Source organism: Mycobacterium sp. E2497, from assembly GCF_001668695.1.
In the GTDB taxonomy this organism is placed as follows: domain Bacteria; phylum Actinomycetota; class Actinomycetes; order Mycobacteriales; family Mycobacteriaceae; genus Mycobacterium.
In genome coordinates, this window is record NZ_LZKD01000184.1 from 65363 (window position 1) to 91588 (window position 26226).

Below are 26226 nucleotides of genomic sequence, written 5' to 3' on the forward strand. Positions count from 1 at the left end.
CCGACGCCGGTCCTCCATTGTTATCGGATCCGGTCCCGCTCGTGCACCCGAGTGTGCATCCACGGCGGCGACACGCCGGTACAACCCGCCGCGGGCGGACGCCCGATCAGCGGGCCAGCGCCAGCGCCGCGGCCACCGCGATCGCCCAGACGACCATCGCCAGGCCGGTATCGCGCAGCACCGGAATCAACTCCGGGCCCCCGCGCCCCGACCGCACGGGACGCACCGCGCGCAGCGCCAGCGGCGTGGCCACCAAGCCCACCGCGCACCACGGCGTGGCCGCCGTCAGCGCCAGTGTCAACACCCCGGCAGTCGCCAGCAGCGCCTGATACAACACGCGGGTGCGGGCGTCGCCCAGGCGCACCGCCAGGGTGATCTTCCCCGACCGCTCGTCGGTGGGAATGTCGCGCAGGTTGTTGGCCACCAGCACCGACGACGACAGCGCCCCGGTCGCCACCGCCAGCGCCAGCCCCACCCAGTCCACCCGCAACGCCTGCGTGTACTCCGTGCCGAGCACCGCCACCAGGCCGAAGAACACGAACACCGCGACCTCGCCGAAACCGGCGTAGCCGTACGGTTTCGAGCCGCCGGTGTACAGCCACGCGCCGGCGATACACACCGCGCCCACCGCGATCAGCCACGGAGCGCTGACGAGCGCGAGCGCCACGCCGGCGGCCGCCCCGATCGCCAGGCTGGCGACCGCGGCCGCCAGCACCGACCGCGGGGTGGCCAGCCGCGAACCCACCAGGCGCACCGGGCCGGCCCGGTCGTCGTCGGTGCCCCGAATGCCGTCGGAGTAGTCGTTGGCGTAGTTCACCCCGATGGTCAATGCGAGCGCCACCGCCAGCGCCAGCAGCGCCTTCCACCACACCGCGGATCCCAGCCATGCCGCCGCGCCGGTGCCCGCGACCACCGGGGCCACCGCGTTGGGCAGCGTCCGCGGACGCGCACCCGAGATCCACTGCCCGAAACTGGCCACGCACGCATCCTGCCAGGAGTGGGCCGCGCCCCCGCACCCGCGATCGGACACGGGCCATGCACCACAATGGGCGGATGCTCGGAGTCATCGGCGGCAGCGGCTTCTACACCTTCTTCGAGTCGGACACCCGCGTCGTCGACGTCGACACCCCGTACGGCCCGCCCAGCGCCGCGGTGACGATCGGCGCCGTGGCGGGACACCAGGTCGCCTTCCTGCCCCGGCACGGCCTCACCCACCAGTTCTCGGCGCACACGGTGCCCTACCGGGCCAACATGTGGGCGTTGCGCAAGCTAGGGGTCCGGCGCATCTTCGCCCCGTGCGCCGTCGGCAGCCTCAAACCCGAGAACGGTCCCGGCGCCATCGTGGTGCCCGACCAGCTGGTGGATCGCACCAGCGGCCGCCCCGACACCTACTTCGACTCCGGCGGTGTTCACGTCGACTTCGCCGACCCGTACTGTCCGACCCTGCGCGCCGCCGTCACCGGCCTGCCCGGGGTGGTCGACGGCGGCACCATGGTGGTGATCCAGGGCCCGCGGTTCTCCACGCGCGCGGAAAGCCAATGGTTCGCGTCGGCCGGGTTCTCGCTGGTCAACATGACCGGTTACCCCGAGGCGGTGCTCGCTCGGGAGCTCGAAATGTGCTATGCGGCAATCGCTTTGGTGACCGACCTGGACGCCGGTGTGGCGGCCGGCGAGGGTGTGACGACCGTCGAGGTGTTCGCCGAATTCGAGAAGAACATCGGTCCGTTCAAAGGGCTGGTGCGCGACGCGATCGGCCGCGTTGCCGGCGAACGCGACTGCGCACACTGCCTGCCGCACACCGGCGTCACGCTGCCCCTCGAGTTGCCATGAGGGTGTTGCTGACCGGTGCGGCAGGCTTCATCGGCTCGCGGGTGGACGCGGCGCTGCGGGCCGCGGGCCACGACGTGGTCGGTGTCGACGCGTTGCTGCCGGCCGCGCACGGCCCGAATCCGGTGCTGCCGCAGGGCTGTCACCGCGTCGACGTCCGCGACGCCGACGCGTTGGCGCCGCTGCTGGACGGGGTGGACCTGGTGTGTCATCAGGCGGCGATGGTGGGGGCCGGCGTGGACGCCGCGGATGCCCCCGCCTACGGCGGTCACAACGACTATGCCACCACGGTGCTGCTCGCGCAGATGTTCGCCGCCGGGGTGCGCCGCCTGGTGCTGGCGTCGTCGATGGTGGTGTACGGCCAGGGCCGGTACCAATGCGGGCGACACGGGCTCGTCGACCCGCTGCCGCGGCGGCGCGCCGACCTGGACGCCGGGCTCTTCGAACACCGCTGCCCGGCCGGGGGCGAGCAACTCGAGTGGCGCCTGGTCGACGAGGACGCCGCGCTGCGCCCGCGCAGCCTGTACGCGGCCAGCAAGACCGCGCAGGAGCATTACGCGCTGGCGTGGTCGGAGGCGACAGGCGGCTCGGTGGTGGCGCTGCGCTATCACAACGTGTACGGCCCCGGGATGCCACGCGACACCCCCTATTCCGGCGTGGCGGCGATCTTCCGGTCATCGCTCGAAAAGGGCAAGCCGCCAAGGGTTTTCGAGGACGGCGGCCAGATGCGGGACTTCGTCCACGTCGACGACGTGGCCGCCGCCAACCTCGCGGCCACCCGGCACACGGACGGCTTCACCGCGGTGAACGTCTGTTCGGGGCGGCCGGTCTCGATCCTGCAGGTGGCCGGCGCGCTCTGCGATGCGCGGGGCGGTGGGCTCGCACCGGTGATCACCGGCCAGTACCGCAGCGGCGACGTGCGCCACATCGTCGCCGACCCGTCGCGGGCGGAGCGGGTGTTGGGTTTCCGCGCGGCCATCGACCCGGCCGAGGGGCTGCGCGAATTCGCGTTCGCCCCGCTGCGCTGAGCGTCCTACCCCTGCGGCGGCCGGTAGATCTTGGGCCGCTGCACGGGTATCTGGCGCGTCGCGGAGTCGTCGCCCCGGAAGATCCGCGGGCCGGTGGCGATCCGCGTGGTCGCCGTGGCCGACGGCGCGGCCGCGTGGCCCACCGGGACTCGCGCCCTGGGCGCGGCGGGAGCGCCGGGCGGCGGGACGGCGGGCCCGGGGACGGCACGGCGGCGTCGCAGGCGGCGGCCGCGCAGCTGTCCGGTGACCACGGCGGCCCCCAGGATGCACAGGGCCAGGCCGCACAGCGTCACGTCGAAGGTGCTGGTGATCTGCTGGGCGAGGTTGTTGCCGTAGACCGGGTGCTGCGCAGGCGAATTGGGTGAATCCGCGAACCGCGGCGCCAACACCACCCCCACCACGACGCGGGCGACGCTCAGCGTGGCGACCAGCCCGCACAGCGCCGTGATCAGCCGCGCGGAGCGGGCGGCCTTGCCCAGGTTGACGCGCAGCCAGATCGCCAGGACGGCGGTGGCCAGGTCGAACGCCGCCAGCACCACGCTGTCGTAGCGGGAGAAGGGGTAATTCAGGCTCACGGAGACGAAGAGATCCGTCAGCCGCATCGCCATCGAGCCCAGGGCCCATACGGCGATGAGCAGCAAGCCGTTTCGGGCCGCCACCCGCCAGGCGCCCTCCTCGGCCCCGGTGGTGTTCCGGTGACCGAACAGCGTCCCGGGTGCGAAGATCGCCGCGGCGGCCGCCCATGCCAGATAGCCCTCGAAGCCGACCCCGGCGGTCGAGGTGTTCTGCGCGATGCCGTGGAACGCGTCGATGTTCCGCCCCGCGGGCAGGATCCACACTCCGATCCCGGCGACCAGCGTCGACGCGCCGAGCGCGACGGTGGCGAGCCGGGAGGCCCGGGTGCCGCGCAGCAACCACCTGGCGGCGACCAGCACGGCGACCAACGCCACCACGCCGTACACCAGCGCCGTCACGATCACCGCGACGTTCTGCGTGCCGAAAGCGGCTGCGCCGCCGACGTTCTGCAGCGCGTAGCGCACCCGCCAATACAGGTTGAAGCCAAAACTGAGCACCGCCAACAGCATCGACGCGTAGCCGATGACCCGGGCCGACCTCAGCCAGCCGGTGTACTCGTCGCCCTCGGGGACCGGTCCGGAGCGGGCGCCGGTGGCCGCCGCCTGCGCGCTCAGCAGGGAGCCGGCGATGCCGGCCCACGCGCCCGGCCCGACGCCGCCCGGCACGTTCACCGTGCCGCCGAACTTGACGGTCTCGAACGCGTCGAATCCCACGAACGCCAGCACCAGCAGCGCATAGGGGACGTTGAGCCCCAGGCGAAGGCGGGCCGCCGCCGCGGGGTTGAACCGCGCACCGGACGACCGCCAGGAACCGGCCGCGGCGACGGCGATGACGGACAGCGCGGTCGCCGCGACGAGCACCGCGAAGAGAACCGGGCTGCTGCCGGGAATCCCGACGCCGAAGTCCAGGTTCCACGGCAGCAACAGGGCGACGATCAGGAGCGCGACGGCGGTCAGATCGCTGACGACGTGCCAGCGTCGCGTGGAATTCCCGGGCGGGGTCAAATCGCCTGCGGCCGGCCGGATGATGCGAGTGGTCCGCTGCGCCTGCCCGTGATCGATGGGGCCGGTAGGGGCGTCGTCGCTGCTCTGGCTCACCATGCCCCCCGGGATTCGACGACGGTCGGTTGTGGCGCAGGTTCGGTTGCGCGGCGGGTGATCGCCCTGCCGAGCCGGCCGCACTGCTCGCTTGCGAACATATTCTCCGTTCGGACGCCGTGGCGGATTCCGCGGCGACCGTCCTGTAGTTCGAGAAGCTGGTTACGCTGCGCTATGGGCAAACCTTGTCGCCCGAATAACTGATACTGCCAACGGTATCGCAAGTGTAATGATGCCGGGACATTGCTGGTCGTGGGGTAACCAGCCGAAGGAGAACCGGGATGGACGTCGTGTTGGGGGTCGCGGTCACGGGCCCCGTTGCCCGCTTGGCGCTTGTCGGGCCGGGCGCGCAGGGCGCCGACGTGATCGACCAATCCGTCGTCAACCTGGAGGACAACCCGGTCGGAAAACTCACCGAGACGGTGGTCGGCACCAATCGGCTCCTGGCGGATGAGAATCACCGGCTGGTCGGCACCCGCGTGTGCTGGAGCGACGATCCGCGTGCCGGCCAGCTGCGCCAGGCGCTGCAAGACTCCGGTGTTTCCAACGTCGCAGTGCTCTCCGAGTCGCAGGCCGTGGCCGCCCTGATGCGCGCGGCGGGCCGGCCGGGCGCCGCGCTGGTGATGGACGACGCGACGGCGACGTTGTCGGTGCCAGGCTCCGCCGACGACCAGAACTCCCCCCCGACCGTGCTGGCCAGGGAGCCACTCGCCGGCGGCGACGTCACCGCGACGTTCAACACGATGATGGCCCAACTCAGCGCCCGGCCGGATGCCCCGGGCGAGGTGTACCTGGCGGGGGCTTCGCCCGAGTTGGCCCAGGTTGCCGACCAGTTGCGCGACGCGTCGTCGACCATGCGGGTGCAGGTCGCCGACGAACCCGCGTTCGCGGTCGCCCGCGGCGCCGCGATGGCGGCCGCGGCCGGTGCCGATGCGACGGCGATGGCGCCGGCCGTCGGGCTCACCGGGGACGAGACGGCGATGGCGCCCGGGCTCACCGGCGATGAGACGGCGATGGCGCCCGGGCTCACCGGGGACGAGACGGCGATGGCGCCCGGGCTCACCGGGGACGAGACGACGGTCGTGCCGCCGCCGGCCGAGGAGGAGCCGCAGCTGGCCTATTCGATGGCGGATGACGCCGAGCCGTTCGCCGGCGACGAGTACGGCCCCGAATTCGACGACTACGACCACGTCGACCAGACCGAGGCGATCCCCTCGCGCCTGAGCCGACGCTCCCTGGTGGTCGGCAACGCCGTGATCGCCTTCGCCGTCGTCGGGTTCGCGTCCCTGGCCGCCGCGATCGCCATCGCCGTCCGTCCCACCGCGAGTCAACAGCCCGTCGTCGGGCACCAGAACGCCGCTCCGGGCAAGTTCATGCCGCTATTGCCGACGCAGCAGCAGGCGCCGGTGCCGCCGCCCCCGGTCGACCAGCCCAACGCCGGGTTCCAGGGAGGCACCCTCCCGGCCCCCACCGCCGTTCCGCAACAGGTGGCGCCGCCCGCCGGGGGAGGGGCGCCGGCGGCGCCCGCCGCGCCGGTGGAGCCCGGCGCCCCGGGGGGCGTGCCCAACCCGAATCCCGTTGTGCCCGTTCCCGTTCCGGTCATCGTTCCGTTCCCGGGCTGGCAACCCGGCTACCCGCAGCCGCCGTACAACCCGCCGTCCACGACGACGATCACCCCGCCCACGACCAGTTACGAGCCCCCGACGACGTCGATCAGCCCGCCGACGACTTCGATCAGCCCGCCGACGACGTCGATCAGCCCGCCGACGACCTCGATCAGCCCGCCGACGACCTCGATCAGCCCGCCGACGACCTCGTACTCGCCCCCGACAACCTCCTACTCGCCGCCGACCACGTCGTACTCGCCGCCGACGACGTCGTACTCCCCGCCGCCGACCTCGCACGAGCAGCCCCCCACCACCTACTCGTCGCCGCCGCACACGCAAGAGACCGCGCCGCCCACGCATTCGCAGGAGACGCTCGTCCCGCAGCAGCCGCGCAGCCATCGCGGGTTCTGAGGCGTCATGCCCGACGCCGTCACGGTGGTGCTGCCCTGTCTGAACGAAGAGGAGTCGCTGCCCGGCGTGCTGGCCGGCATACCCGCCGGATACCGGGCGCTGGTGGTCGACAACAACAGCACCGACGACACCGCCGGGGTCGCGCGGCGGCACGGCGCCGAGGTCGTCGTGGAGCCGCGGGCCGGGTACGGCTCGGCGGTGCACGCGGGCGTGGTGGCCGCGACCACCCCGATCGTGGCGGTGATCGACGCCGACGGCTCCATGGATGGCGGCGACCTGCCGCGGCTCGTCGCCGCGCTCGAGCAGGGCGCGGACCTGGTGGTCGGGCGGCGCCGGCCGGTGGCCGGACTGCATTGGCCCTGGGTCGCCCGGGTCGGCACCGTGGTGATGAGCTGGCGGCTGCGCACCCGCCACGGACTGCCTGTGCACGACATCGCGCCGATGCGGGTGGCCCGGCGGGAGGCGCTGCTGAACCTCGGCGTCGTCGACCGGCGTTCGGGCTATCCGCTCGAGCTCCTGGTGCGCGCCGCCGCGGCCGGCTGGCGCGTGGTCGAACTCGACGTCGGCTACGGCCCCCGGACGGGCGGTAAGTCGAAGGTCAGCGGTTCGCTGCGGGGGAGCATCACCGCGATCCTCGACTTCTGGAAGGTGATCTCGTGAGCGTCCTGCCGGTGACGCTGCTGGTGGTCGCCAAGGCGCCGGAGCCGGGCCGCGCCAAGACCAGGCTTGCGGCCAGCGTCGGGGACGCCGTCGCCGCCGAGATCGCCGCGGCCGCGCTGCTGGACACGCTGGACGCGGTGGCCGCCGCGCCGGTGGCCAACCGGGTAGTCGCCATGACCGGTGACCTGGACTCCGCGGCCGGCGCGGTCGAGATCCGGCGACGGCTGCGGTCCTTCACCGTGATTCCGCAGCGCGGCGAGGACTTCGCGGACCGGCTCGCCAACGCCCACGCCGACGCCGCGGACGGGTTTCCGGTGCTGCAGATCGGGATGGACACCCCGCAGGTGACCGCCGAGCTGCTGGCCGATTGCGCGCGCCGGCTGCTGGAGGCGCCGGCCGTGCTGGGATTGGCCCACGACGGCGGTTGGTGGGTGCTCGGCGTGGCGGCGCCAGCCATGGCCGAATGCCTGCGCACCGTCCCGATGTCCCAGCCCGACACCGGGGAGCTCACCCTGAAAGCGTTGCGCAACAATGATATCCACGTCACGCCCGTGCCGCGGTTGGCCGACATCGACGTGCTCGACGACGTTGCCGCGGTGCGCGAGGCGTGCGGGCAGGCCAGTCGTTTCGCCAGGTTCACCCGCGCGGCCGGCCTGTAGCCGCGCCTACCAGTTCGTGACGATGAGGGTGTTGAGCGCCACGGCGCCGGCGGCGTTGAGCGCCAGCCACAGCCGGTGTGACCGGACGGGCAGCAGCGCGGGCGCCGCGGTGAGCCAGATGGTGAAGGGCAGCCAGATCCGCTCGACCTCGGCCTTGCTGAGCATGCTGAGATCCGCGCAGGCGATGGCGGCCAGCACGGCCAGCAGCAGCAGGTGGAACCCGGAGCGGCGCCGGATAGCCGCCCAGTCGAACACCCGGGTGACCCCGGCGACGCTGCCCAACCCGATCGCGCACACGACGGACGCCAGGTTGGCCCAGCTCCAGTATTGAAACGGCCGGTCCTTGGCGATGCCCTGCCAATAGCGTTGCTGCACAAGGGTGTAGCCGTCGAACCAGTAGAACCCCGAGACCGCGAAGGCCACGGCCACCGCCACGGCGGCCAGCGTCGCCGGGCCGAGCGCCCGAAGCGCGGCTCGCCAGTCGGCGGCCGACGCCAGCACCGCCACGGCCGGCAGCCCCATCAGCATCAGCCCGTAGTTGCAGAACACGCCCCAGCCCAGCAGCAGGCCCGCGCCGGCGGCCGCCCACACGGGGAACCGGACCGGCCGGTGCACCGCCAGGGCCAACAGCGCGATGCCCCATGCGGCGATGCCGGCGAAGTACCCGTCGGCCGACACCGCCACCCAGATCGCCGTGGGCGCGACGGCGACGAACGGTGCGGCGCGGCGCGCGGTCTGCTCGTCGGCCAGCGCGCGGACGGCGATCAGCACCGCGGCCGCCGCACTGGACCCGACCAGCAGGCACAGCAGCCCGGCCCAGGCGCCCCCGTGCAGGCCGATCCGGTCGAGCCAGACGAACGTCAGCAGCGCGCCGGGCGGATGCCCGGAGACGTGCGTGGTCCACGAGTTCGGCTGGTAGTCGACGATCCGGCTGGCGAACGTGCGCACCGCGGCCGGGATGTCGGTGATGCCGGGCACCTGCGACAGGTACTCGTCCCTGGTGGTCAGCCGGCCGGCGAAGCCGCGCTGCCAGCCGTCGATCATCGCCAGCGCGAATGCCCATCCGCAGGCGGTGGCCCACGTGCCCAGCGTCAACACCCGCCACGAGAGGCGTTGCGCCAGAATCGGTCCCCAGACCACCGCGGCCACCGCGATGGCGATGGCCGGCCCAGTGCCCCAGCTGGCGTGGACCTCCCAGGCACCGAAAATCGGCGGGGCCCCGGTGTGCGTGCCGAATCGCTCCTGCCCCACATCGGTGCGCGGCCGGACGCCCCAGTGCAGCCGCGGCAACACGAACGCCGCCACCACCAGCACCGCCCCGACCCCGACGGCCGCTGCCTCCCGACGTGCCACCCTCACGGTCGACCAGCCTATTGACCGGCCGAACCGGCGAAGCGGCGCACCAACGCCATGCGGTCGACCTTGCCGATGCCGCGTCGCGGCAGCGCGTCGACGATGTGCATCTCGCGCGGAGCGGCGGTGGCGTCCAGGGCGCGTGTCACATGAGCGCGCAGCGCGTCCAGGGTCGGCGCCGGGCGGCCCGCGGCCACCACGACCGCGGCCACCACCCGTTGGCCCAGCCGGTCGTCGGCGAGGCCGAAAACCGCGCAGTCCCCGACGGCGGGATGGCTGCCCAGCGCGGCCTCGACCAGTTGCGGCAGCACGGTCAACCCACCCGTGCTGATCGCGTCGTCGGCGCGGCCCAGCACGGTCAGCACGCCAGCCCCGTCGAGGGCGCCGAGGTCATCAGTGCGGAACCAGCCCCGCTCGGCGAACGGGTCGGGGTGCACGGGGTTGCGGTAGCCCTTCGCCAGGGTCGCGCCGCCGAGGGCGATGCGCCCGCCGTCGGCCACCCGGACCCGGACGCCGTCCAGCGGCACGCCGTCGTACACGCAGCCGCCGGCGGTCTCGCTCATGCCGTAGGTGCGGACCACGGCGATGCCGGCCGCCGCCGCGGCATCGAGCACGCCCTGCGGGGCCGGTCCGCCGCCGAGCAGGACGGCGTCCAGTTCGGCGAGGGCGGCCGCGGCCGCCGGATTGGTCAGCGCCTTGGCCAGCTGCGTGGCTACCAGCGACGTGTATCGCCGCCCGGATGCCAATCGCCTTGTCGCGGCGGGCAATTGGGCGACGTCGAAGCCCGCTGAGACGTCCAGCTCCACGGGCGTCGAGCCGGCGAGGGCGCTGCGCACCAGCACCTGCAGCCCGGCGATGTGATGCGGCGGCAAGGCCAGCAACCAACTGCCCGGCCCGCCGAGGCGGTTATGGGTGGCCGTCGCGCTGGCCGTCAGCGCGGCCGCGGTGAGCAGGGCCCCCTTGGGCGCACCCGTGGTCCCCGACGTCGTCACCACCAGGGCCACGTCGTCGTCGATCTCTTCGCCGACCCGCAGGGCCGCCCGCAGCGCGTCCGAGGCGGGGTCGAGGGCGACCAGTGCGGGGTCGCGGGCGTCGAGCACCCGTTCCAGGGCGGGTAACAGCGTCGATACGGCCGAGCCCGGCGGGACGGTGAGGGCGCGCAGTACGGCTATGCGGGGTCCTCGGCCTGCTCCGCGTCGTCGAACGGCCAGCCGACGGCCGCCAACCGGACCCGGACGCGCTCGACGTCGTCGGGTGTCGGCAGCTCGTCGGTGATCTGGGTGATCAGCACCCCGATGTCCACGTCGTCGAACTCGCCGCGCCGGACCAGCTCGCAGGCCACCTCTTTGACCTCGTCATGGGACAGCCGGCGGGTCAGCAGCGCGAGCACCGGGAAGGTGTCCGTCGGCGGGATCCCTTCCGGGTATCCCGCTCGCAGCCACGAGACGATCGAGTTGAGAAATCCGTTCACGCTGTTCCCCCCGGTGTACGGCGCGGTAACGCGGTGGGCATCAATCGATGCTACTTGGGTTTTGCTCCGAGGAACGCCGTGCCGGTGTGGTGGGCGATGAAGTCGCGGGAGATGTACAGCAGGGCGAAGACGATCACCAGCAGCACGACCGCATAGATCAGCCAGGCGATCGCGAGCAGCGCCGGGTTCTTCTGTGGCGCGCTGCCACCGGTGGTGACCTGCCCGGCGCCGACCGCGTGGAATCGCAGCCCCAGGGCGAACAGCCCCGGCAACGCGGCTCCGGCCAGCATGGAGAAGATCAGGATCTTGAGGGATGCCTGGTAGTTGAACCAGTCGCTGAAGTGACTCATCAGGCGTTCGCCTTCATCGTGGGGTCGTCGGAGTCGTACCGGCCGGCGGCGCCGCTGCCGTTCGTCGGATGCACGTCGGATGGCGGCTGATGCTCGGCGGCATCCTGCAGCCCGGCGGTCAGGTCGCCCTGCCATTCGGCGTTGACATTGTTGTGGTCGACCTTGACCTTGCGCGACCGGATGTAGATGGCGGCCGACGTCGCGACCAACAATCCGAAGCCGACGATGGCGCCGGGGTAACCGCCGATCAGGTGGACGATCCAATAGGTGACCGCGCCGACCAAACCGGCCAGCGGCAGCGTCACGAGCCAGGCGACGCCCATCCGGCCGGCCACGCCCCAGCGCACCTCGCCGCCGGGCTTGCCCAGCCCGCTGCCCAGCACCGAACCCGTGCAGACCTGCGTCGTCGACAGCGCGTAGCCGAAGTGGGTGGACAGCAGGATGACCGCGGCCGAGGACGACTCGGCGGCCATGCCTTGCGGCGACTGGATCTCCACCAGCCCCTTGCCCAGGGTGCGGATGATGCGCCAGCCGCCCAGGTAGGTGCCCGCCGCCATGGACAGCGCGCACGCAACGATGACCCAAAGGGGCGGCATGGCGGCGTTCCGGCTGATCGAGCCGTAAGACATCAGCGCCAGAAAGATGATGCCCATCGTCTTCTGCGCGTCGCCGGTCCCGTGCGCCAGCGAAACCAGCGACGCCGAGCCCCACTGGCCGTACCGGAACCCGGCCTCGGTGCGTCCAGTCTCAAGGCCACGGGTGATCCGGTACACGAGCCAGGTCGCGATCGCCCCGACGGCGATGGCCAGGATCGCGGCCACCACTGCCGGGATGAGTACGTGGGACACCAGGCCCTTCCAGAGCACCCCGTGTCCACCGACGGCGGCGATCGTGGCGCCGACGATGCCGCCGATCAGCGCGTGTGACGAGCTGGACGGGATACCGAAGAGCCAAGTCAGCAGGTTCCACACGATGCCGCCGACCAGGCCGGCGAACACCAGCTCCAGCGTCACGATGTGCCCGTCGATGAGGCCCTTGGCGATCGTGGCGGCGACGGCGGTCGACATGAACGCGCCCACCAGGTTCAGCACCGCGGATAGCGCGACCGCCACCTTGGGCTTGAGCGCGCCGCTGGCGATAGAGGTCGCCATCGCGTTGCCGGTGTCGTGGAAGCCGTTGGTGAAATCGAAAGCGAGTGCCGTGATTACGACAATGCTGAGGAGGAACAATTGGATGTTCACAGCGCCTGATTCTCGTAGTTGGGAGATTCGATTGTCGAACGGTGGACCAGTCGAATTGCGGGTGTACCTCGACTTGTCGTCAGATGTTAGCCCTTAGTTAACCGGCCGTTCCGCCTGATCACCGCGGGTGTCGCGGCGCAGCGGGTGGTCCGGCGGGATCTGGATGAAGATCAGCGTGATGCCGTCGGGATCCGTCACGTGCATTTCGTAGAGACCCCAGGGTTCTTGGCGCGCTTCGCGGGCGATCGCCACGCCCCGGCCGCGAAGCTCGGCCTGGGTCGCCTCGATGTCGCGGACCTGGAGCCACAGCGCGCCCGGGAAAGGGCCGCGGGAGTGGTCCGGTGAGCCGTAGCCGGCGAGCTCCAGCAACGACTGGCCGGCGAAAAACACTGTGCCCCCGGGGTATTCACGGGCTATCGCGAGGCCGATCTGGTCCCGGTAAAACGACAGCGATTGCTGATAGTCCGCCGGCCGGAACAGCATCCGGCTGGCCAGGATCTCCATGACGTCGTGTCTATCACGTCGCGGTGGGATCTAGTCGCTCTCTGCGCGGTTCGGCTGGAGCCTTTGCCGCTGCATGAGCGTGTTGACCAGCCGGGGGCCGAAGGTGTCGATGGCCTTGGCGGCGATCGCCATCCGCGGCGCGATCCGCACCGGTCGGGTGCGCGCGGCGGTCAGCATCCATTCGGCGGCCTCTTCGGACGTCAGCGCCGGCATGCCCTCGTAGGCCTTGGTCGGCGCGATCATCGGGGTGGCCACCAGCGGGTAGTACAGCGTCGTCGAGTGCACACCCTTGCCGCCCCACTCGGTCTCGACGACGCGGCTCACCATCGACAACGCGGCCTTCGACGCGTTGTAGACGGCGAACAGCGGCGACGCCTCGGACAGCACCCCCCAGGTGGAGACGTTGATGATGTGGCCGTCTTTGCGCTCGAGCATGCCGGGCGCCAGCCCGCGGATCAGCCGCAGCGGCGCGTAGTAGTTGAGCACCATGGTCCGCTCCACGTCGTGCCAGCGCTCCAGCGATTCGGCCAGCGGTCTGCGGATCGACCGGCCGGCGTTGTTGATCAGGATGTCCACCCCGCCGAGCCGCTTTTCGACGTCGGCGACCAGTGCGTCGACCGCGTCCATGTCGGAGACGTCGCACGGCATGGACAGCGCGGTGCCGCCCGCCGCGGTGATCCGGTCCGCGAGCGCGTCGAGCAGTTCCTGCCTTCGGGCGACAACGACCACCGTCGCCCCCGCGCGGGCCAGCAGTTCGGCGCCGGCCTCACCGATGCCCGACGACGCCCCGGTGAGCAGGACGCGCTTGCCCTCGAGCTCGACCGGCTTCATGGCGGGCCGGTTGACCAGCACCTGCGGCGCCATCGGCGGTCGCATGCTGGCCAGGACGAGCTGATCGGTGAAGCGGCGCAGCGGGCTTTTACTCACGGGTGGGCAGTCTAGGGGCGTGGCGCGCGGCTTACCCCGCCGTGCTTGGCGATCGCCCCTTCAATACGATCCCCGACCGTCGGTTACTTCTTGTCGGCACGCGGCCCGGGCCGCCGGAGGAAGCGGGCTGCATGCGGGAGATCGCACTGGTCCTGGTCTGTCTGATCCTCGGTTTCCTGTTGCGGCTCTCGGGACGGCTACCGGACAACGCCGGCAGCGTGCTGGGCGGCTGGGTGATCAACATCGCGCTGCCGGCCGCGGCCTTCCACAGTGTTCACAACCTGCGCGTCAGCGACGACTGGTGGTTCGCCGCCGCAACGCCGTGGCTCGACGTCGCCCTTGCCGTCGTGGTCATCGTTCCCCTGAGCCGTGCATTTGGATGGTCGCGGCGACGCACCGGCGCTCTGCTGCTCGCCGGGGGCTGGTGCAACACGTCGTTCGTGGGGCTCCCGCTGATCGCCGCGTACGCCGGTGATCAGTGGATGGCTCTGGGCATGGTGATCGACTTGTGCGGGTCCTATCTGGCGGTCTCCACCCTGGGTATCGCCGTCGCGTCGATCGCGGGCGCCAGCAGGCTCGACTGGCGTGACGTGGTGAAGAGGATCGTGACCTTCCCGCCTTTCCTGGCCATCCTCGCCGCTTTCGCCACCAATCATGTCGATCGCCCGACGTGGGTGACCCAGGTGATCGACGCGCTGGCGCTCACGCTGACGCCGCTGGCGATGGCGGCGGTGGGCTATGCCCTGCGGCTGGACCACATCGCCGGGCGTCTCGCACCACTGAGCGTCGGCCTGGGTTATCGACTGCTGGTGGCTCCGCTGGCTTTGGTGGCCATGTATTGCGCCCTCGGGCAAGCGCACGATCCCGTCGCCAAGGTGGCGATGCTGGAGATGGGGATGCCCCCGATGCTCGGCGCCAGCATCATCGCCATGGAGCACGATCTCGAGCCCGAGCTCGTCGCCTTGTTGATCGGTGTCGGGGTGCCGCTGTCCATCCTGACGACCTGGTGTTGGTGGCCGGTGATCTTGGGGCTGTGAACGCTAGAAGTAGCGCGGGAACCGGCTCCAGTCCGGCGGCCGCTTCTCCAGGAAGGCGTCGCGGCCCTCGACGGCCTCGTCGGTCATGTACGCCAGCCGGGTGGCCTCGCCGGCGAACAGCTGCTGGCCGACCAGCCCGTCGTCGAGGAGGTTGAAGGCGAACTTCAGCATCCGTTGCGCCTGCGGGGATTTGCCGTTGATCTCGGCGGCCCACGCGATCGCCTCCTTCTCCAGATCGGCGTGGTCGACGACCGCGTTGACGGCGCCCATGTGGTGCATCTGCTCGGCGGTGTACGCGCGGCCGAGGAAGAAGATCTCGCGGGCGAACTTCTGGCCCACCTGGCGCGCCAGGTATGCGCTGCCGTAGCCGCCGTCGAAGCTGCCCACGTCGGCGTCGGTCTGCTTGAACCGGGCGTGCTCGCGGCTGGCCAGGGTGAGGTCGCAGACCACGTGCAGGCTGTGCCCGCCGCCGGCCGCCCAGCCGTTGACCAGGCAAATGACCACCTTGGGCATGAACCGGATCAGCCGCTGCACCTCGAGGATGTGCAGCCGCCCGGCGCGGGCGGGGTCGACGGTGTCCGCGGTGTCGCCGCTTGCATATTGATAACCGCTGCGTCCGCGGATGCGCTGATCGCCGCCGGAGCAGAACGCCCAGCCGCCGTCTTTGGGGGAGGGGCCGTTGCCGGTCAGCAACACCACGCCCACATCCGGGGCCATCCGGGCGTGGTCGAGCACCCGGTACAGCTCGTCGACGGTGTGCGGCCGAAACGCGTTGCGCACCTCGGGCCGGTCGAACGCCACCCGTACGGTCGCGTCTTCGACGTGGCGGTGGTAGGTGATGTCGGTCAGGTCGTCGAACCCGGCGACGGGCCGCCAGGACTGCGCGTCAAAGGGATTGTCGGTCAAGGTGGTTGAACTCCTATGCCGGGTCCAGGCGGAAGACGGCGCAGCGGCCGGCCAGGGCCTCGAACTCCTCGGGCCGGCCTTCGGTGACGAGTCCGGCCCGCTTCATGAAGCCGACGCCCGTGGGCACCTCGGCCGGGAAGGCGCGCAGGATCGGCCGGGCGTCGTCGGCGGCCAGCTCGGCCATCCGCACCTTCTGGACGTGCCGCCCCCGCGCGATCGTCGCTTCGCCGGCGGCCCGCGCGTTGGCCACCCAGTCGGCGCCCGGGAACCCGGCGACGACGTACTGCTGCCCGTCAACCGTCATCGGGGTCACCGGTGTCGAGCGCGGTGCGCCCGACTTGCGGCCGGTGACGGTCAGCACCACGGGGCTTTCGCCGCCGAAACTCAGTCCCAGCCGCGACATCTGGATGAACACCTTGTTGGCCGGCTTCAGCCACCACGGCGGCTTGACCGGTTTGCCGCTTCCCATAGGCAGCGACGTTACCTCTGGAACGGCTCGACCCCGTGGGGCTGGGGCTCCGTTGTGCCGACGGCGTCCAGCCTTTCCATGGCGTCGGCGCCCAGGGTGACGTCTCCGGCGCCGAGATTCTCGTGCAGGTGCGCGACGGATCGCGTGCCGGGAATCAGCAGCGTGTTCGGCGTGTGGGACAGCAGCCAGGACAGGCCGACCTGGGCGCCCGTGACGCCGAGCTCGCCGGCGATCTCGGCCACCACGGGATGGTCGGCGACCTTCGGGAAGCCGGGGAACGACGATCCCAGCGGGAAGTAGGGCACCCACGCGATGCCCTCGGCCGCGCACAGCTGCAGCGTGTCTTCCTGCGAACGGTCCAGCACGCTGTAGGCGTTCTGCACGCAGGCGATGCCGGCCGGCAACGCCCGGCGCACCACGTCGAGTGGCACGGCGCTGATGCCGATGCCGCCGATCTTGCCCTCGTCGCGCAGCGCGATCATCTCGGCGAGCTGGTCGTCGAGGTCGACGGCCTGGTCGCCCTCGGCGGCCACGCCGGGCCCGAGGTCCATGCGCCGCAGGTTCACCACCGGGATGCGGTCCAGGCCGAGCTGGCGCAGGTCGTCCTCGACCGCGGCGCGCAGCTCCGCCGGCTTCTGGGCGGCGGCCAGGGGTATCGGCTCTTCGCCGGTGTATCGCGCGCCGACCTTGCTGACGATGACGAGGTCGTCGGGGTAGGGGGCCAGCGCGGCGCGGATCCGGCGGTTCACCTCGCCGGGGCCGTAGAACGACGCGGTGTCGATGTGGTTGACGCCGAGTTCGACCGCGCGGCGCAGCACCACGGCCGCGTCGTCGGCGGACGCCGCCTCGAACAGCTGCATCGCGCCGTAGCCCACGCGTGCGACGGTCGACGTGCCGATGGTGCCGAGACCGCCGGGTTGTGGTTTGTCCGTCATGGTGCTCCCTCGTGCCAGACTGGAGAAGATGCGGAGGATCCTCCGCTTATTCGAGCGTAGCAGAAACGGAGGATCCTCCGCTTTGGCCGAGATCCGATCGGACGCACGCCGGAACCGTGAGCGGCTGCTCGAGGTGGCGACGGCGGCGTTCTCGCAAGGCCGGCCGGTGTCGCTGGAGTCGATCGCGCGCGAGGCCGGCGTCGGGATCGGCACGCTCTACCGCCATTTCCCGAACCGGGAGGCGCTGGTCGAGGCCATCTACCGCGCCGAGCTCGCGGAGGTGGCCGCGGCGGCCGAACGGCTCCTCGGGCGGCATCCACCCAAGACCGCGCTGCGCAATTGGATGGATCGTTACGCCGCCTTCGTGGCCGCCAAGCGCGGCATGGCCGAGTCGTTGCACGCAATCTTCGACTCGGGTGCCATGCAGCCCAGCCAGACTCGGGACAGCATCGTCGGCGCCGTCGACCTGCTGTTGCGGGCCGGCGCCGACGACGGCAGCCTGCGCTCCGACGTGCGGGCCGACGACGTGGTGTCCAGCCTGATCGGCATCTTCCTGGCCAGCGGCTCGGCGGAGCAGACCGGTCGCATGCTCGACCTGCTGGTCGCTGGGGTGACTGCGCCTAGCCCCGGCGCGCCCCGAACGTGAAGCCAGTTTCACGCTCGGGCGCGAGCGTGAAGTTAATTTCACGCTCGGCGAGAGCCGCTCAGCCGACGGCGCGGTCGGCGCCCTCCCAGAACCGCGCGCGCACGGCCTTCTTGTCGGGCTTGCCCAGAGCGGTCACCGGCACCGACTCGACGACGATCACCTGCTTGGGCGATTGCACCGAACCCTTGCGCTCCTTGACGGCGGACTGGATCTCGATGGTCACCCGCGCCACCGACTCCTCGTCGGAGGGATGGTCGGGCCGCAACACGATCACCGCGGTGACGGCCTCGCCCCACTTCTCGTCCGGCGTGCCGATCACGCACACCTGCGCGACGGCCGGGTGCTCGGCGACGACGTCCTCGACCTCGCGCGGGAACACGTTGAACCCGCCGGTGACGATCATGTCCTTCACCCGGTCGACGATGAACCAGAAGCCGTCCTCGTCCTCGCGGGCCATGTCGCCGGTGTGCAGCCAGCCGTCCTTGAACGTCTTGGCCGTCTCCTCCGGCAGGTTCCAGTACCCGCCGCTCAAAAGTGGCCCGGACACGCAGATCTCACCGACCTCGCCCTGCGGCACGGGGTTGCCGTCGGCGTCCAGCAGTGCCGTGCGCGCGAACAGGGTGGGCCGCCCGCAGGAGGTGAGCCGCTTCTCGTCGTGGTCCTTCTTGGCCAGATACGAGATCACCATCGGGGCCTCGGACTGCCCGTAGTACTGGGCGAAGATCGGCCCGAAGCGGCGGATGGCCTCGGCCAGCCGCACCGGGTTCATCGCCGAGGCGCCGTAATAGACGGTCTCCAGCGAGGACAGGTCGCGGGTGTGCGAATCCGGGTGGTCCATCAGCGCGTAGATCATCGACGGCACCAGCATGGTCGCGGTGATCTTCTGCTCCTCGATCACCCGCAGCACCTCCGCCGGGTCGAACTTGGTCAGCACCACCAGCTCGCCGCCCTTGATGATGGTCGGCACGAAGAACGCCGCCCCGGCATGCGACAGCGGGGTGCACATCAAAAAGCGCGGGTTCTCCGGCCACTCCCACTCGGCCAGCTGGATCGTGGTCATCGTGGTGATCGACTGCGCGGTGCCAAGCACACCCTTGGGCTTGCCGGTGGTGCCGCCGGTGTAGGCCATCCCGCCGATGTGATCGGGCGGAAGGTCGGCCGCCACCAACGGTTTGGGCGAATACTTCGCGGCCTCGGCCACCAGGTCCACCGCGGAATCGCCGAGCGCCTCGGGGACCGGGCCGATGGTCAGGACCTGCTTGAGGCCGGGCACCTTCTCCAGCAGGCCCAGCGCCCGCTCGACGAACATCGGGTTGGGGTCGATGATCAGCGACGTCACGCCGGCGTCGCCCAGCACGTAGGCGTGGTCGTCCAGCGAGCCCAGGGGGTGCAGGGCCACGCGCCGGTAACCCTGGGTCTGGCCGGCGCCGATGATCATCAGCACCTCGGGCCGGTTCAGCGACAGCAGCCCGACGGTCGCGCCGGTGCCCGCACCGAGCGCCTCGAACGCCTGGATGTACTGGCTGATGCGCTCGGCGAGCTGACCGCCGGTCAGCGTGGTGTCGCCGAGATGCAGCACCGGCTTGTTCTTGTTGCGCTTGAGCGCACCGACGGTCAGGTGTCCGGAATGAATGGGATGGCGCAGCAGCTCGTCACTCATGTGGCCAGACTAGAACGTGTTGCAATTCCGGTCAGCCAGACCCTCCATGGCACCCAGGAGCACTAGCATCCGTTCTCATGGCCGACGCCGACCTCGTCATCACCGGGACCGTGCTCACCGTCGACGACAAACGCCCCACGGCCGAGGCGCTCGCCGTCGCCGACGGGCGCATCGTCGCCGTCGGGAGCCGGTCGGACGTCGCGGGACTCGTCGGCCCCGACACCCAGACCGTCGACGTCGGCTCGTTAGGTGGAGGCTGCGTCATGCCGGGATTCGTTGAGGCACACGGCCATCCGCTGATGGAGGCGCTGGCGCTGTCGGACCGGATCGTCGATATCCGGCCCGTGACGGTGGCCGACGCCGACGCCGTCGTCGCCGCCGTCCGGAGCGAGGTCGCCAAGCGGGGCGAAGCCGGCGCGTTCCTCAACGGCTGGGATCCGCTGCTGCAGCCCGGGTTGCCCCGGCCGACGCTGGCCTGGCTCGACGAGATGGCGCCGGACGGGCCGCTGATCATCATCCACAATTCCGGGCACAAGGCCTTCTTCAATTCGCACGCGGCTCGGCACGCAGGCCTGACCCGGGACACCCCCGATCCCAAGGGCGCCCGCTTCGGCCGCGACGCGCACGGGGACCTGGACGGCACCGCCGAGGAAACCGGCGCGGTGTTTCCGTTGCTGGCCGGCGCCATCGCGCCGAGCGACTACCCGGCGATGCTGCGCGCCGAATGCGCCCGGCTCAACCGCGCCGGCCTCACCACCTGCTCGGAGATGGCCTTCGACCCGGCGTTCGGGCCGCTGGTCGAGCAGTTGCGCGGCGAGCTGACCGTCCGGCTGCGCACTTACGAGATCTCCAACCCGCAGATGCACACCGACGCCACCCCCGGTCAGGGCGACGACATGCTGCGCCAGGTCGGCATCAAGATCTGGGTGGACGGCTCCCCGTGGGTGGGCAACATCGCGCTGTCCTTCCCGTACCTGGACACCGACGCCACCCGCACCATCGGGGTGGCGCCCGGCTCCTGCGGACACGCCAACTACACGCGCGAGCAGCTCAGCGAGATCGTCGGCGCCTACTTCCCGCTGGGCTGGCCGATGGCCTGCCACGTGCAGGGTGACGCCGGGGTGGACACCATCCTCGACGTGTACGAGGAGGCGCTCAAGCGTCACCCGCGCCCCGACCACCGGCTGCGGCTCGAGCACGTCGGCGCCATCCGGCCCGAACAGCTGCAGCGCGCCGCCGACCTCGGGGTCACCTGCAGCATCTTCGTCGACCAGATCCACTACTGGGGCGACATCCTGGTCGACGGCCTGTTCGGTCCCGAGCGCGGATCCCATTGGATGCCGGCGGGTTCCGCGGTGGCCACCGGCATGCGCATCTCCCTGCACAACGACCCCCCGGTCACGCCCGAGGAGCCGCTGCGCAACATCAGCGTCGCGGTGACCCGCACGGCGCCCAGCGGTCGGGTGCTGGCACCCGAGGAGCGGTTGACGGTCGAGCAGGCCATCCGCGCGCAGACCATCGACGCGGCCTGGCAGTTGTTCGCCGACGACGTGACCGGCTCGCTGGAGGTGGGCAAGTACGCCGACCTGGTGGTGCTCTCCGCCGACCCGCGGACCGTGCCGCCCGAGCAGATCGCCGACCTGCAGGTGCGTGCGACGTATCTGGCCGGCCGCCAGGTTTACGGCGAGTGATTCCATCCACCCAGGACTTGCTCGACCGCCTGCACGTGGTCGCGCTGCCGATGCGGGTGCGGTTCCGCGGCATCACGACCCGGGAGGTCGCCCTGATCGAGGGGCCCGCGGGCTGGGGTGAGTTCGGGGCCTTCCTGGAATACCGCCCGCCCGAGGCCGCGCACTGGCTGGCGTCGGCGATCGCCGCCGCCTACCGCCGTCCGCCGCCGCCGCGGCGCGACCGCATCCCGATCAACGCCACCGTGCCGGCCGTTGAGGCCGCCCGGGTGGGCGAGGTGCTGGCCCGCTTCCCGGGCGCCCGCACGGCCAAGGTGAAGGTCGCCGAACCCGGCCAGACGCTGGCCGACGACGTCGACCGGGTCAACGCGGTGCGCAGACTCGTACCAACCGTGCGGGTGGACGCCAACGGGGGCTGGAGCGTGGAGCAGGCGGTGCAGGCGGCCGCCGCCCTGATCGCCGACGGCCCGCTGGAATACCTCGAACAGCCGTGCGCGACCGTCGCCGAGCTCGCGGCCCTGCGCCTGCGGCCGGACATGCCGGACGTGCCGATCGCCGCCGACGAAAGCATCCGCAAGGCCGACGACCCGCTGGCCGTGGTCCGCGCCCGTGCCGCCGACATCGCCGTGCTGAAAGTCGCTCCGCTGGGCGGCATTTCGGCCATGCTGGCGATCGCCGCGCAGATCGACATCCCGGTCGTGGTCTCCAGCGCGATCGACTCGGCGGTGGGGATCGCCGCCGGGCTGGCCGCCGCGGCGGCCCTGCCGGTGTTGGACCACGCGTGCGGCCTGGGCACCGGTGGGCTGTTCACCGAAGACGTGGCCGACGTCGCCCCGCCCATCGACGGCGCCCTGCCGGTGGGCCCGGTCACGCCCGACCTGGCGCGGCTGCGCGCCTTGGCCGCGCCCGCGCAGCGGCGGCAATGGTGGATCGACCGGGTCAAGGCCTGCCACGGACTGCTTGTACCGTCGTCGGAGTGATCAACCTGGCTTACGACGACCGCGGCTCCGGTGAGCCCGTGGTGTTCATCAGCGGTCACGGCGGCGCCGGTCGGACGTGGCACCCGTATCAGCTTCCCGCGTTCCTGGCGGCCGGTTACCGCGTGATCACCTTCGACAACCGCGGGATCGGCGCCACCGAGAACGCCCAGGGGTTCACGACGCAGACCATGGTCGCCGACACGGCGGCGCTGATCGAAGGGCTCGACGCCGCCCCGGCCCGCATCGTCGGGATGTCGATGGGCGCGTTCATCGCCCAGGAGCTCATGCTCGCCCGGCCCGAACTCGTCAGCTCCGCGGTGTTGATGGGCACCCGCGGCCGCATGGACAAGACCCGTGAGTTCTTCCGCGACGCGGAGGCCGAGCTGGCCGATGCCGGTGTCCAGGTGCCGAGCTCGTACGAGGCGAAAATCCGCCTGCTGGAAAACTTTTCGCACAGGACGCTCAACGACGACGTCGCGGTCGCGGACTGGATCGCGATGTTCTCCATGTGGCCGGTCAAGTCCACCCCGGGAATGCGGTGTCAGCTGGACATCGCCCCGTACACCAACCGGTTGCCGGCCTACCGCGGCATCACGACGCCGGTGCTGGTGATCGGCTTCTCCGACGACGTGTTGACGCCGCCCTACCTGGGCCGAGAGGTCGCGGACGCGCTGCCCAATGGCCGTTACGTGCAGATCGCCGACGCCGGCCACCTCGGGTTCTTCGAGCGTCCGGACGCCGTCAACGAGGCGGCGCTGAAGTTCTTCGCCAGCAACTAAGTCCCGACCCCGCTGCTCCACGCACCCGGTTGGCCGGCTGTGACACTCTGTATGAGTGAACCCCTCGACGACACAGGCCCGCGTCGTCGTTGACGAGCTGATCCGCGGCGGCGTGCGCGACGTGGTGCTGTGCCCCGGGTCGCGCAACGCGCCGCTGGCGTTCGCGCTGGCCGACGCCGACCGGTCCGGGCGGATCCGGCTGCACGTCCGCATCGACGAGCGCACCGCCGGCTACCTGGCCATCGGGCTGGCCATCGCCGCCGGCGCCCCGGTCTGTGTCGCGATGACGTCGGGCACCGCCGTCGCCAACCTCGGGCCGGCCGTCGTGGAAGCCAACTACGCCCGGGTGCCGCTGATCGTGCTGTCGGCCAACCGGCCCTACGAAATGCTGGGCACCGGGGCCAACCAGACCATGGAGCAGCTGGGCTACTTCGGCACCCAGGTCCGCACCGCCATCAGCCTCGGCCTGGCCGAGGACGCCCCCGAACGGCTGGACGCCCTGAACGCCACCTGGCGATCGGCCACCTGCCGGGTCTTGGTGGCCGCCACGGGGTCTCGCACCGCCAACGCCGGCCCCGTGCAGTTCGACATCCCGCTGCGCGAACCGCTGGTGCCCGATCCCGAGCCGCACGGCGCCGTCATCCCCCAGGGACGGCCCGGCGGGCTGCCGTGGACCTACACGCCGCCCGTGACGTTCGACCAGCCGCTGGACATCGACCTGACGCCCGACACGGTCGTCATCGCCGGCCACGGTGCGGGCGCCCAGCCCAACCTCGCGGAGCTGCCGACCGTCGCCGAGCCGACGGCCCCGGCGCCGGCCAACCCCCTGCATCCCCTGGCCCTGCCGCTGCTGCGCCCCAAGCAGGTGATCATGCTCGGCCGCCCCACCTTGCACAGGCCGGTGTCGGCGCTGCTGGCCGACCCCAAGGTCCCGGTGTACGCGTTGACCACCGGACCGCGCTGGCCAGACGTCTCGGGCAACTCACAGGCCACCGGCACCCGGGCGGTGACCACCGGCGCCCCGAATCCCGCCTGGCTGAGGCGCTGCGCGGAGGTCAACAGCCACGCGATCGACGCGGTGCGCGGCCAGCTCGAGGCGCACCCGCTCACCACGGGCCTGCACGTTGCGGCGGCCGTGGCCGACGCGCTGCGGCCCGGTGACCAGCTGGTGCTGGGGGCCTCCAACCCGGTCCGCGACGCGGCGCTGGTCGGCCTCGACACCCACGGCATCCGGGTGCGCTCCAACCGCGGCGTCGCCGGCATCGACGGCACCGTCTCGACCGCGATCGGCGCCGCGTTGGCTCACGAGGGGCGCACCGTCGCGCTGATCGGCGACATGACGTTCGTCCATGACAGCTCCGGGCTGCTGATCGGCCCCACCGAGCCGACGCCGCGCCGGTTGACCATCGTGGTCTCCAACGACAACGGCGGCGGCATCTTCGAACTGCTCGAGCAGGGCGATCCGAGGTTCTCGGACGTGTCGTCGCGGATCTTCGGCACTCCGCACGACGTCGACGTGGGGGCGCTGTGCCGCGCCTATCACGTCGAGAGCCGGCAGATCGAGGTCGACCAGCTCAGCGCGGCCCTCGACGAACCCGCGGCCGGCATGCGGGTGCTGGAGGTCAAGGCCGACCGCTCGTCGCTGCGCCAGCTCCACGCCGCGATCAAGGCGGCCCTGTGAGGGCTCGGTGAATTTCCCGAAGAGATTGCTGCACATACTGATTCACGGCCGCAGCGACCAACCGCCGAGCACCCGGCCCAGGATTGCGTTGCGCTGGGCCCGCATTGCGGTGCTCATCGTGGCCGCCCTGGTCACCCTGCAGTCGATCCTGCTGGTCGCCGGCGCCTGGCGTAACGACCTTGCGATCCAACACAACATGGGGGTGGCGCAGGCCGAGGTGCTCAGCGCCGGCCCGCGGCGCTCCACCATCGAATTCGTCACACCCGAGCGGGTCACGTATCGCCCGGAGCTCGGCGTGCTGTATCCGTCGCATCTGGCCACGGGCATGCGCATCTACGTCGAATACAACAAGAACGACCCCAATCTGGTTCGCGTGCAGCACCGCAACGCGGGGCTGGCCATCATCCCGGCGGGCTCCATCGCGGTGGTGGGCTGGCTGGTGGCGACGCTCCTGCTGATCGGCCTGGCGCTGCTCGATAAGCTGCTGGACCGGCGCCCGGAGGTGTCCGACCAGCAGATTTCGCACGACGTATGCCCGTAGGCAACCTTGTCGAAAGTCGGTGCTGACACCGTGGTGTTGTGCGCGTTGCCATCGTCGCCGAATCGTTCCTGCCGGAAGTCAACGGTGTCAGCAACTCGGTGATCCGGGTTCTCGAGCACCTGCGCCGGACGGGTCACGAAGCCCTCGTCATCGCCCCGGACACCCCGCCCGGTGCGGTCCCGGCCGACCGGATTTACGACGGCATCCGCGTGCATCGGGTTCCGTCGCGGATGTTCCCGAAGGTGACCACGTTGCCGCTCGGTGTGCCGATGCCGCGGATGGTGAAGGTGCTGCGCGGATTCGACCCGCACGTCGTGCATTTGGCCTCGCCGGCGCTGCTCGGCTACGGCGGCGTGAAGGCGGCGCGGTGGCTGGGGGTGCCGACGGTCGCCGTGTATCAAACGGACGTGCCGGGTTTCGCGGCCAGTTATGGCATTCCCATGACGTCTCGCGCCGCGTGGGCCTGGTTCCGTCATCTGCACAGTCTCGCCGACCGCACGCTGGCCCCTTCCAGCGTGACGATGGAATCGCTTGTGGCGCACCGCTTCCCGCGGGTACACCACTGGGCGCGCGGGGTGGACGTGCTGCGGTTCGCCCCGTCGGCGCGTGATGAGGAGCTCAGGCGGCGATGGTCGCCACAGGGCAAGCCGATCGTCGGCTTCGTGGGCCGGCTGGCGCCCGAGAAGCACGTCGAGCGGCTGATCCCGCTGGCGGCGCGGGACGGGTTGCAACTCGTCATCGTCGGTGACGGTGTCGACCGCGCCAAGCTGCAAAAGGCCATGCCCACAGCGGTTTTCACCGGGGCCTTGTACGGTGACGAACTCGCGGCGGCATACGCCAGCATGGACGCCTTCGTGCATCCCGGCGAGCACGAGACATTTTGCCAAGTCGTGCAGGAAGCGCTGGCGTCGGGGTTGCCGGTGATCGCCCCCGACGCCGGCGGCCCACGTGACCTCGTCACGCCGTGGCGCACCGGTTTGTTACTGGGCGTCGACGAGTTCGAGACGAAGTTGCCTGCGGCCGTCACCCATTTGATCGACGAACGGCAGCGTTACGCACTGGCCGCCCGGCGCAGCGTGCTCGGCCGTAGTTGGCCGGTCATCTGTGACGAGCTGCTCGGCCACTACGAGGCGGTGCTATCGCCGTTCGCCCGACGGCGCGTGTTCGCCAAGCGGTACGCGCAAGGCGAGTGA

At 71.1% G+C, this 26226-nt stretch carries 26 protein-coding genes; 13 read left to right on the forward strand and 13 right to left on the reverse strand.

The window, feature by feature from the left end; all coding sequences use genetic code 11:
- Nucleotides 1-106: 106 nt before the first annotated feature.
- Nucleotides 107-979: a 1,4-dihydroxy-2-naphthoate polyprenyltransferase gene (locus tag A5713_RS17410; protein ID WP_067917805.1), complete on the reverse strand. Its 873-nt coding sequence runs from the start codon at nt 977-979 to the stop codon at nt 107-109.
- Nucleotides 980-1053: 74 nt separating this feature from the next.
- Between A5713_RS17410 and A5713_RS17415 the strand changes: the two genes are divergently transcribed.
- Together A5713_RS17415 and A5713_RS17420 are read left to right on the forward strand one after the other, a co-directional pair.
- Nucleotides 1054-1830, forward strand: coding sequence for an S-methyl-5'-thioadenosine phosphorylase (locus A5713_RS17415; RefSeq protein ID WP_068097524.1), 777 nt, complete (start codon nt 1054-1056; stop codon nt 1828-1830).
- The gene (locus A5713_RS17420) at nt 1827-2855 is read left to right on the forward strand and encodes an NAD(P)-dependent oxidoreductase (RefSeq protein ID WP_068097527.1); all 1029 of its coding nucleotides are present in this window, start codon (nt 1827-1829) and stop codon (nt 2853-2855) included. The genes A5713_RS17415 and A5713_RS17420 overlap by 4 nt, the downstream gene beginning before the upstream one ends.
- A gap of 5 nt (nt 2856-2860) precedes the next feature.
- On the opposite strand, the gene A5713_RS17425 is transcribed toward A5713_RS17420, so the two are convergent.
- Nucleotides 2861-4531 carry a hypothetical protein gene (locus A5713_RS17425; protein ID WP_068097530.1) on the reverse strand — a complete coding sequence of 557 codons (1671 nt, stop codon included), beginning with the start codon at nt 4529-4531 and terminating at the stop codon, nt 2861-2863.
- Between the two features lie 278 nt (nt 4532-4809).
- Between A5713_RS17425 and A5713_RS17430 the strand changes: the two genes are divergently transcribed.
- The 3 genes from A5713_RS17430 to A5713_RS17440 are packed head-to-tail and all read left to right on the forward strand — an operon-like array spanning nt 4810 to nt 7865.
- The gene (locus tag A5713_RS17430) at nt 4810-6546 is read left to right on the forward strand and encodes a hypothetical protein (RefSeq protein WP_068097533.1); all 1737 of its coding nucleotides are present in this window, start codon (nt 4810-4812) and stop codon (nt 6544-6546) included.
- A gap of 6 nt (nt 6547-6552) precedes the next feature.
- Nucleotides 6553-7206, forward strand: coding sequence for a glycosyltransferase family 2 protein (locus A5713_RS17435; protein WP_067917752.1), 654 nt, complete (start codon nt 6553-6555; stop codon nt 7204-7206).
- A complete protein-coding gene (locus A5713_RS17440) occupies nt 7203-7865 on the forward strand; it encodes a DUF2064 domain-containing protein (protein WP_068097534.1) in 663 nt (220 codons plus the stop codon). The genes A5713_RS17435 and A5713_RS17440 overlap by 4 nt, the downstream gene beginning before the upstream one ends.
- 6 nt (nt 7866-7871) lie before the next feature.
- On the opposite strand, the gene A5713_RS17445 is transcribed toward A5713_RS17440, so the two are convergent.
- The 7 genes from A5713_RS17445 to A5713_RS17475 all read right to left on the reverse strand — a co-directional run bounded on the left by A5713_RS17445 (nt 7872) and on the right by A5713_RS17475 (nt 13711).
- The gene (locus tag A5713_RS17445; protein ID WP_067917748.1) at nt 7872-9224 is read right to left on the reverse strand and encodes a hypothetical protein; all 1353 of its coding nucleotides are present in this window, start codon (nt 9222-9224) and stop codon (nt 7872-7874) included.
- 11 nt (nt 9225-9235) lie between these two features.
- A complete protein-coding gene (gene menE / locus A5713_RS17450) occupies nt 9236-10318 on the reverse strand; it encodes an o-succinylbenzoate--CoA ligase (RefSeq protein ID WP_068097535.1) in 1083 nt (360 codons plus the stop codon).
- A gap of 68 nt (nt 10319-10386) precedes the next feature.
- Nucleotides 10387-10689, reverse strand: coding sequence for a DUF3349 domain-containing protein (locus A5713_RS17455; protein ID WP_067917744.1), 303 nt, complete (start codon nt 10687-10689; stop codon nt 10387-10389).
- Between the two features lie 50 nt (nt 10690-10739).
- Entirely contained in the window at nt 10740-11039 is a 300-nt protein-coding gene (locus A5713_RS17460; RefSeq protein ID WP_068097536.1) for a hypothetical protein, read from the reverse strand.
- Entirely contained in the window at nt 11039-12280 is a 1242-nt protein-coding gene (locus tag A5713_RS17465; protein ID WP_068097538.1) for an inorganic phosphate transporter, read from the reverse strand. Before A5713_RS17465 ends, A5713_RS17460 begins: the two co-directional genes overlap by 1 nt.
- 93 nt (nt 12281-12373) lie before the next feature.
- The gene (locus A5713_RS17470; RefSeq protein ID WP_067917738.1) at nt 12374-12784 is read right to left on the reverse strand and encodes a VOC family protein; all 411 of its coding nucleotides are present in this window, start codon (nt 12782-12784) and stop codon (nt 12374-12376) included.
- Nucleotides 12785-12814: 30 nt separating this feature from the next.
- Nucleotides 12815-13711, reverse strand: a complete 897-nt coding sequence (locus A5713_RS17475) for an SDR family oxidoreductase (RefSeq protein WP_067917736.1) — start codon at nt 13709-13711, stop codon at nt 12815-12817.
- A gap of 131 nt (nt 13712-13842) precedes the next feature.
- Here A5713_RS17475 and A5713_RS17480 point away from each other — a divergent pair, with 131 nt between their 5' ends.
- Entirely contained in the window at nt 13843-14748 is a 906-nt protein-coding gene (locus A5713_RS17480; RefSeq protein WP_068097540.1) for an AEC family transporter, read from the forward strand.
- Between the two features lie 3 nt (nt 14749-14751).
- On the opposite strand, the gene A5713_RS17485 is transcribed toward A5713_RS17480, so the two are convergent.
- The 3 genes from A5713_RS17485 to A5713_RS17495 are packed head-to-tail and all read right to left on the reverse strand — an operon-like array spanning nt 14752 to nt 17058.
- Nucleotides 14752-15654 (reverse strand): 1,4-dihydroxy-2-naphthoyl-CoA synthase, encoded by a 903-nt coding sequence (locus A5713_RS17485; protein WP_068097541.1) that lies wholly within the window; start codon nt 15652-15654, stop codon nt 14752-14754.
- Nucleotides 15655-15667: 13 nt separating this feature from the next.
- Nucleotides 15668-16123, reverse strand: a complete 456-nt coding sequence (locus A5713_RS17490) for a nitroreductase family deazaflavin-dependent oxidoreductase (RefSeq protein ID WP_068097542.1) — start codon at nt 16121-16123, stop codon at nt 15668-15670.
- An 11-nt stretch (nt 16124-16134) separates the two neighbouring features.
- Nucleotides 16135-17058: an aldo/keto reductase gene (locus tag A5713_RS17495; protein ID WP_068097545.1), complete on the reverse strand. Its 924-nt coding sequence runs from the start codon at nt 17056-17058 to the stop codon at nt 16135-16137.
- A gap of 82 nt (nt 17059-17140) precedes the next feature.
- On the opposite strand from A5713_RS17495, the gene A5713_RS17500 reads away from it, so the two are divergent.
- On the forward strand, nt 17141-17704 hold the full coding sequence (locus A5713_RS17500) for a TetR/AcrR family transcriptional regulator (RefSeq protein ID WP_068097548.1): 564 nt from the start codon (nt 17141-17143) through the stop codon (nt 17702-17704).
- Nucleotides 17705-17762: 58 nt separating this feature from the next.
- On the opposite strand, the gene fadD8 is transcribed toward A5713_RS17500, so the two are convergent.
- Entirely contained in the window at nt 17763-19364 is a 1602-nt protein-coding gene (gene fadD8 / locus A5713_RS17505; protein WP_068097550.1) for a fatty-acid--CoA ligase FadD8, read from the reverse strand.
- 77 nt (nt 19365-19441) lie between these two features.
- Here fadD8 and A5713_RS17510 point away from each other — a divergent pair, with 77 nt between their 5' ends.
- From A5713_RS17510 to A5713_RS17535, 6 genes are read left to right on the forward strand one after another with little or no spacing between them, the layout of a single operon-like run.
- A complete protein-coding gene (locus A5713_RS17510) occupies nt 19442-21055 on the forward strand; it encodes an amidohydrolase (protein ID WP_068097552.1) in 1614 nt (537 codons plus the stop codon).
- Nucleotides 21052-22032 carry an o-succinylbenzoate synthase gene (locus A5713_RS17515; protein WP_068097555.1) on the forward strand — a complete coding sequence of 327 codons (981 nt, stop codon included), beginning with the start codon at nt 21052-21054 and terminating at the stop codon, nt 22030-22032. The genes A5713_RS17510 and A5713_RS17515 overlap by 4 nt, the downstream gene beginning before the upstream one ends.
- A complete protein-coding gene (locus A5713_RS17520; RefSeq protein ID WP_067917722.1) occupies nt 22029-22811 on the forward strand; it encodes an alpha/beta fold hydrolase in 783 nt (260 codons plus the stop codon). Before A5713_RS17515 ends, A5713_RS17520 begins: the two co-directional genes overlap by 4 nt.
- Nucleotides 22812-22866: 55 nt before the next feature.
- On the forward strand, nt 22867-24492 hold the full coding sequence (gene menD / locus A5713_RS17525) for a 2-succinyl-5-enolpyruvyl-6-hydroxy-3-cyclohexene-1-carboxylic-acid synthase (protein ID WP_068097558.1): 1626 nt from the start codon (nt 22867-22869) through the stop codon (nt 24490-24492).
- A 7-nt stretch (nt 24493-24499) separates the two neighbouring features.
- Nucleotides 24500-25033, forward strand: a complete 534-nt coding sequence (locus tag A5713_RS17530; RefSeq protein WP_156751925.1) for a DUF3592 domain-containing protein — start codon at nt 24500-24502, stop codon at nt 25031-25033.
- Nucleotides 25034-25071: 38 nt separating this feature from the next.
- Complete coding sequence (locus A5713_RS17535) at nt 25072-26226, forward strand: glycosyltransferase family 1 protein (protein ID WP_068097561.1); 1155 nt, start codon at nt 25072-25074, stop codon at nt 26224-26226.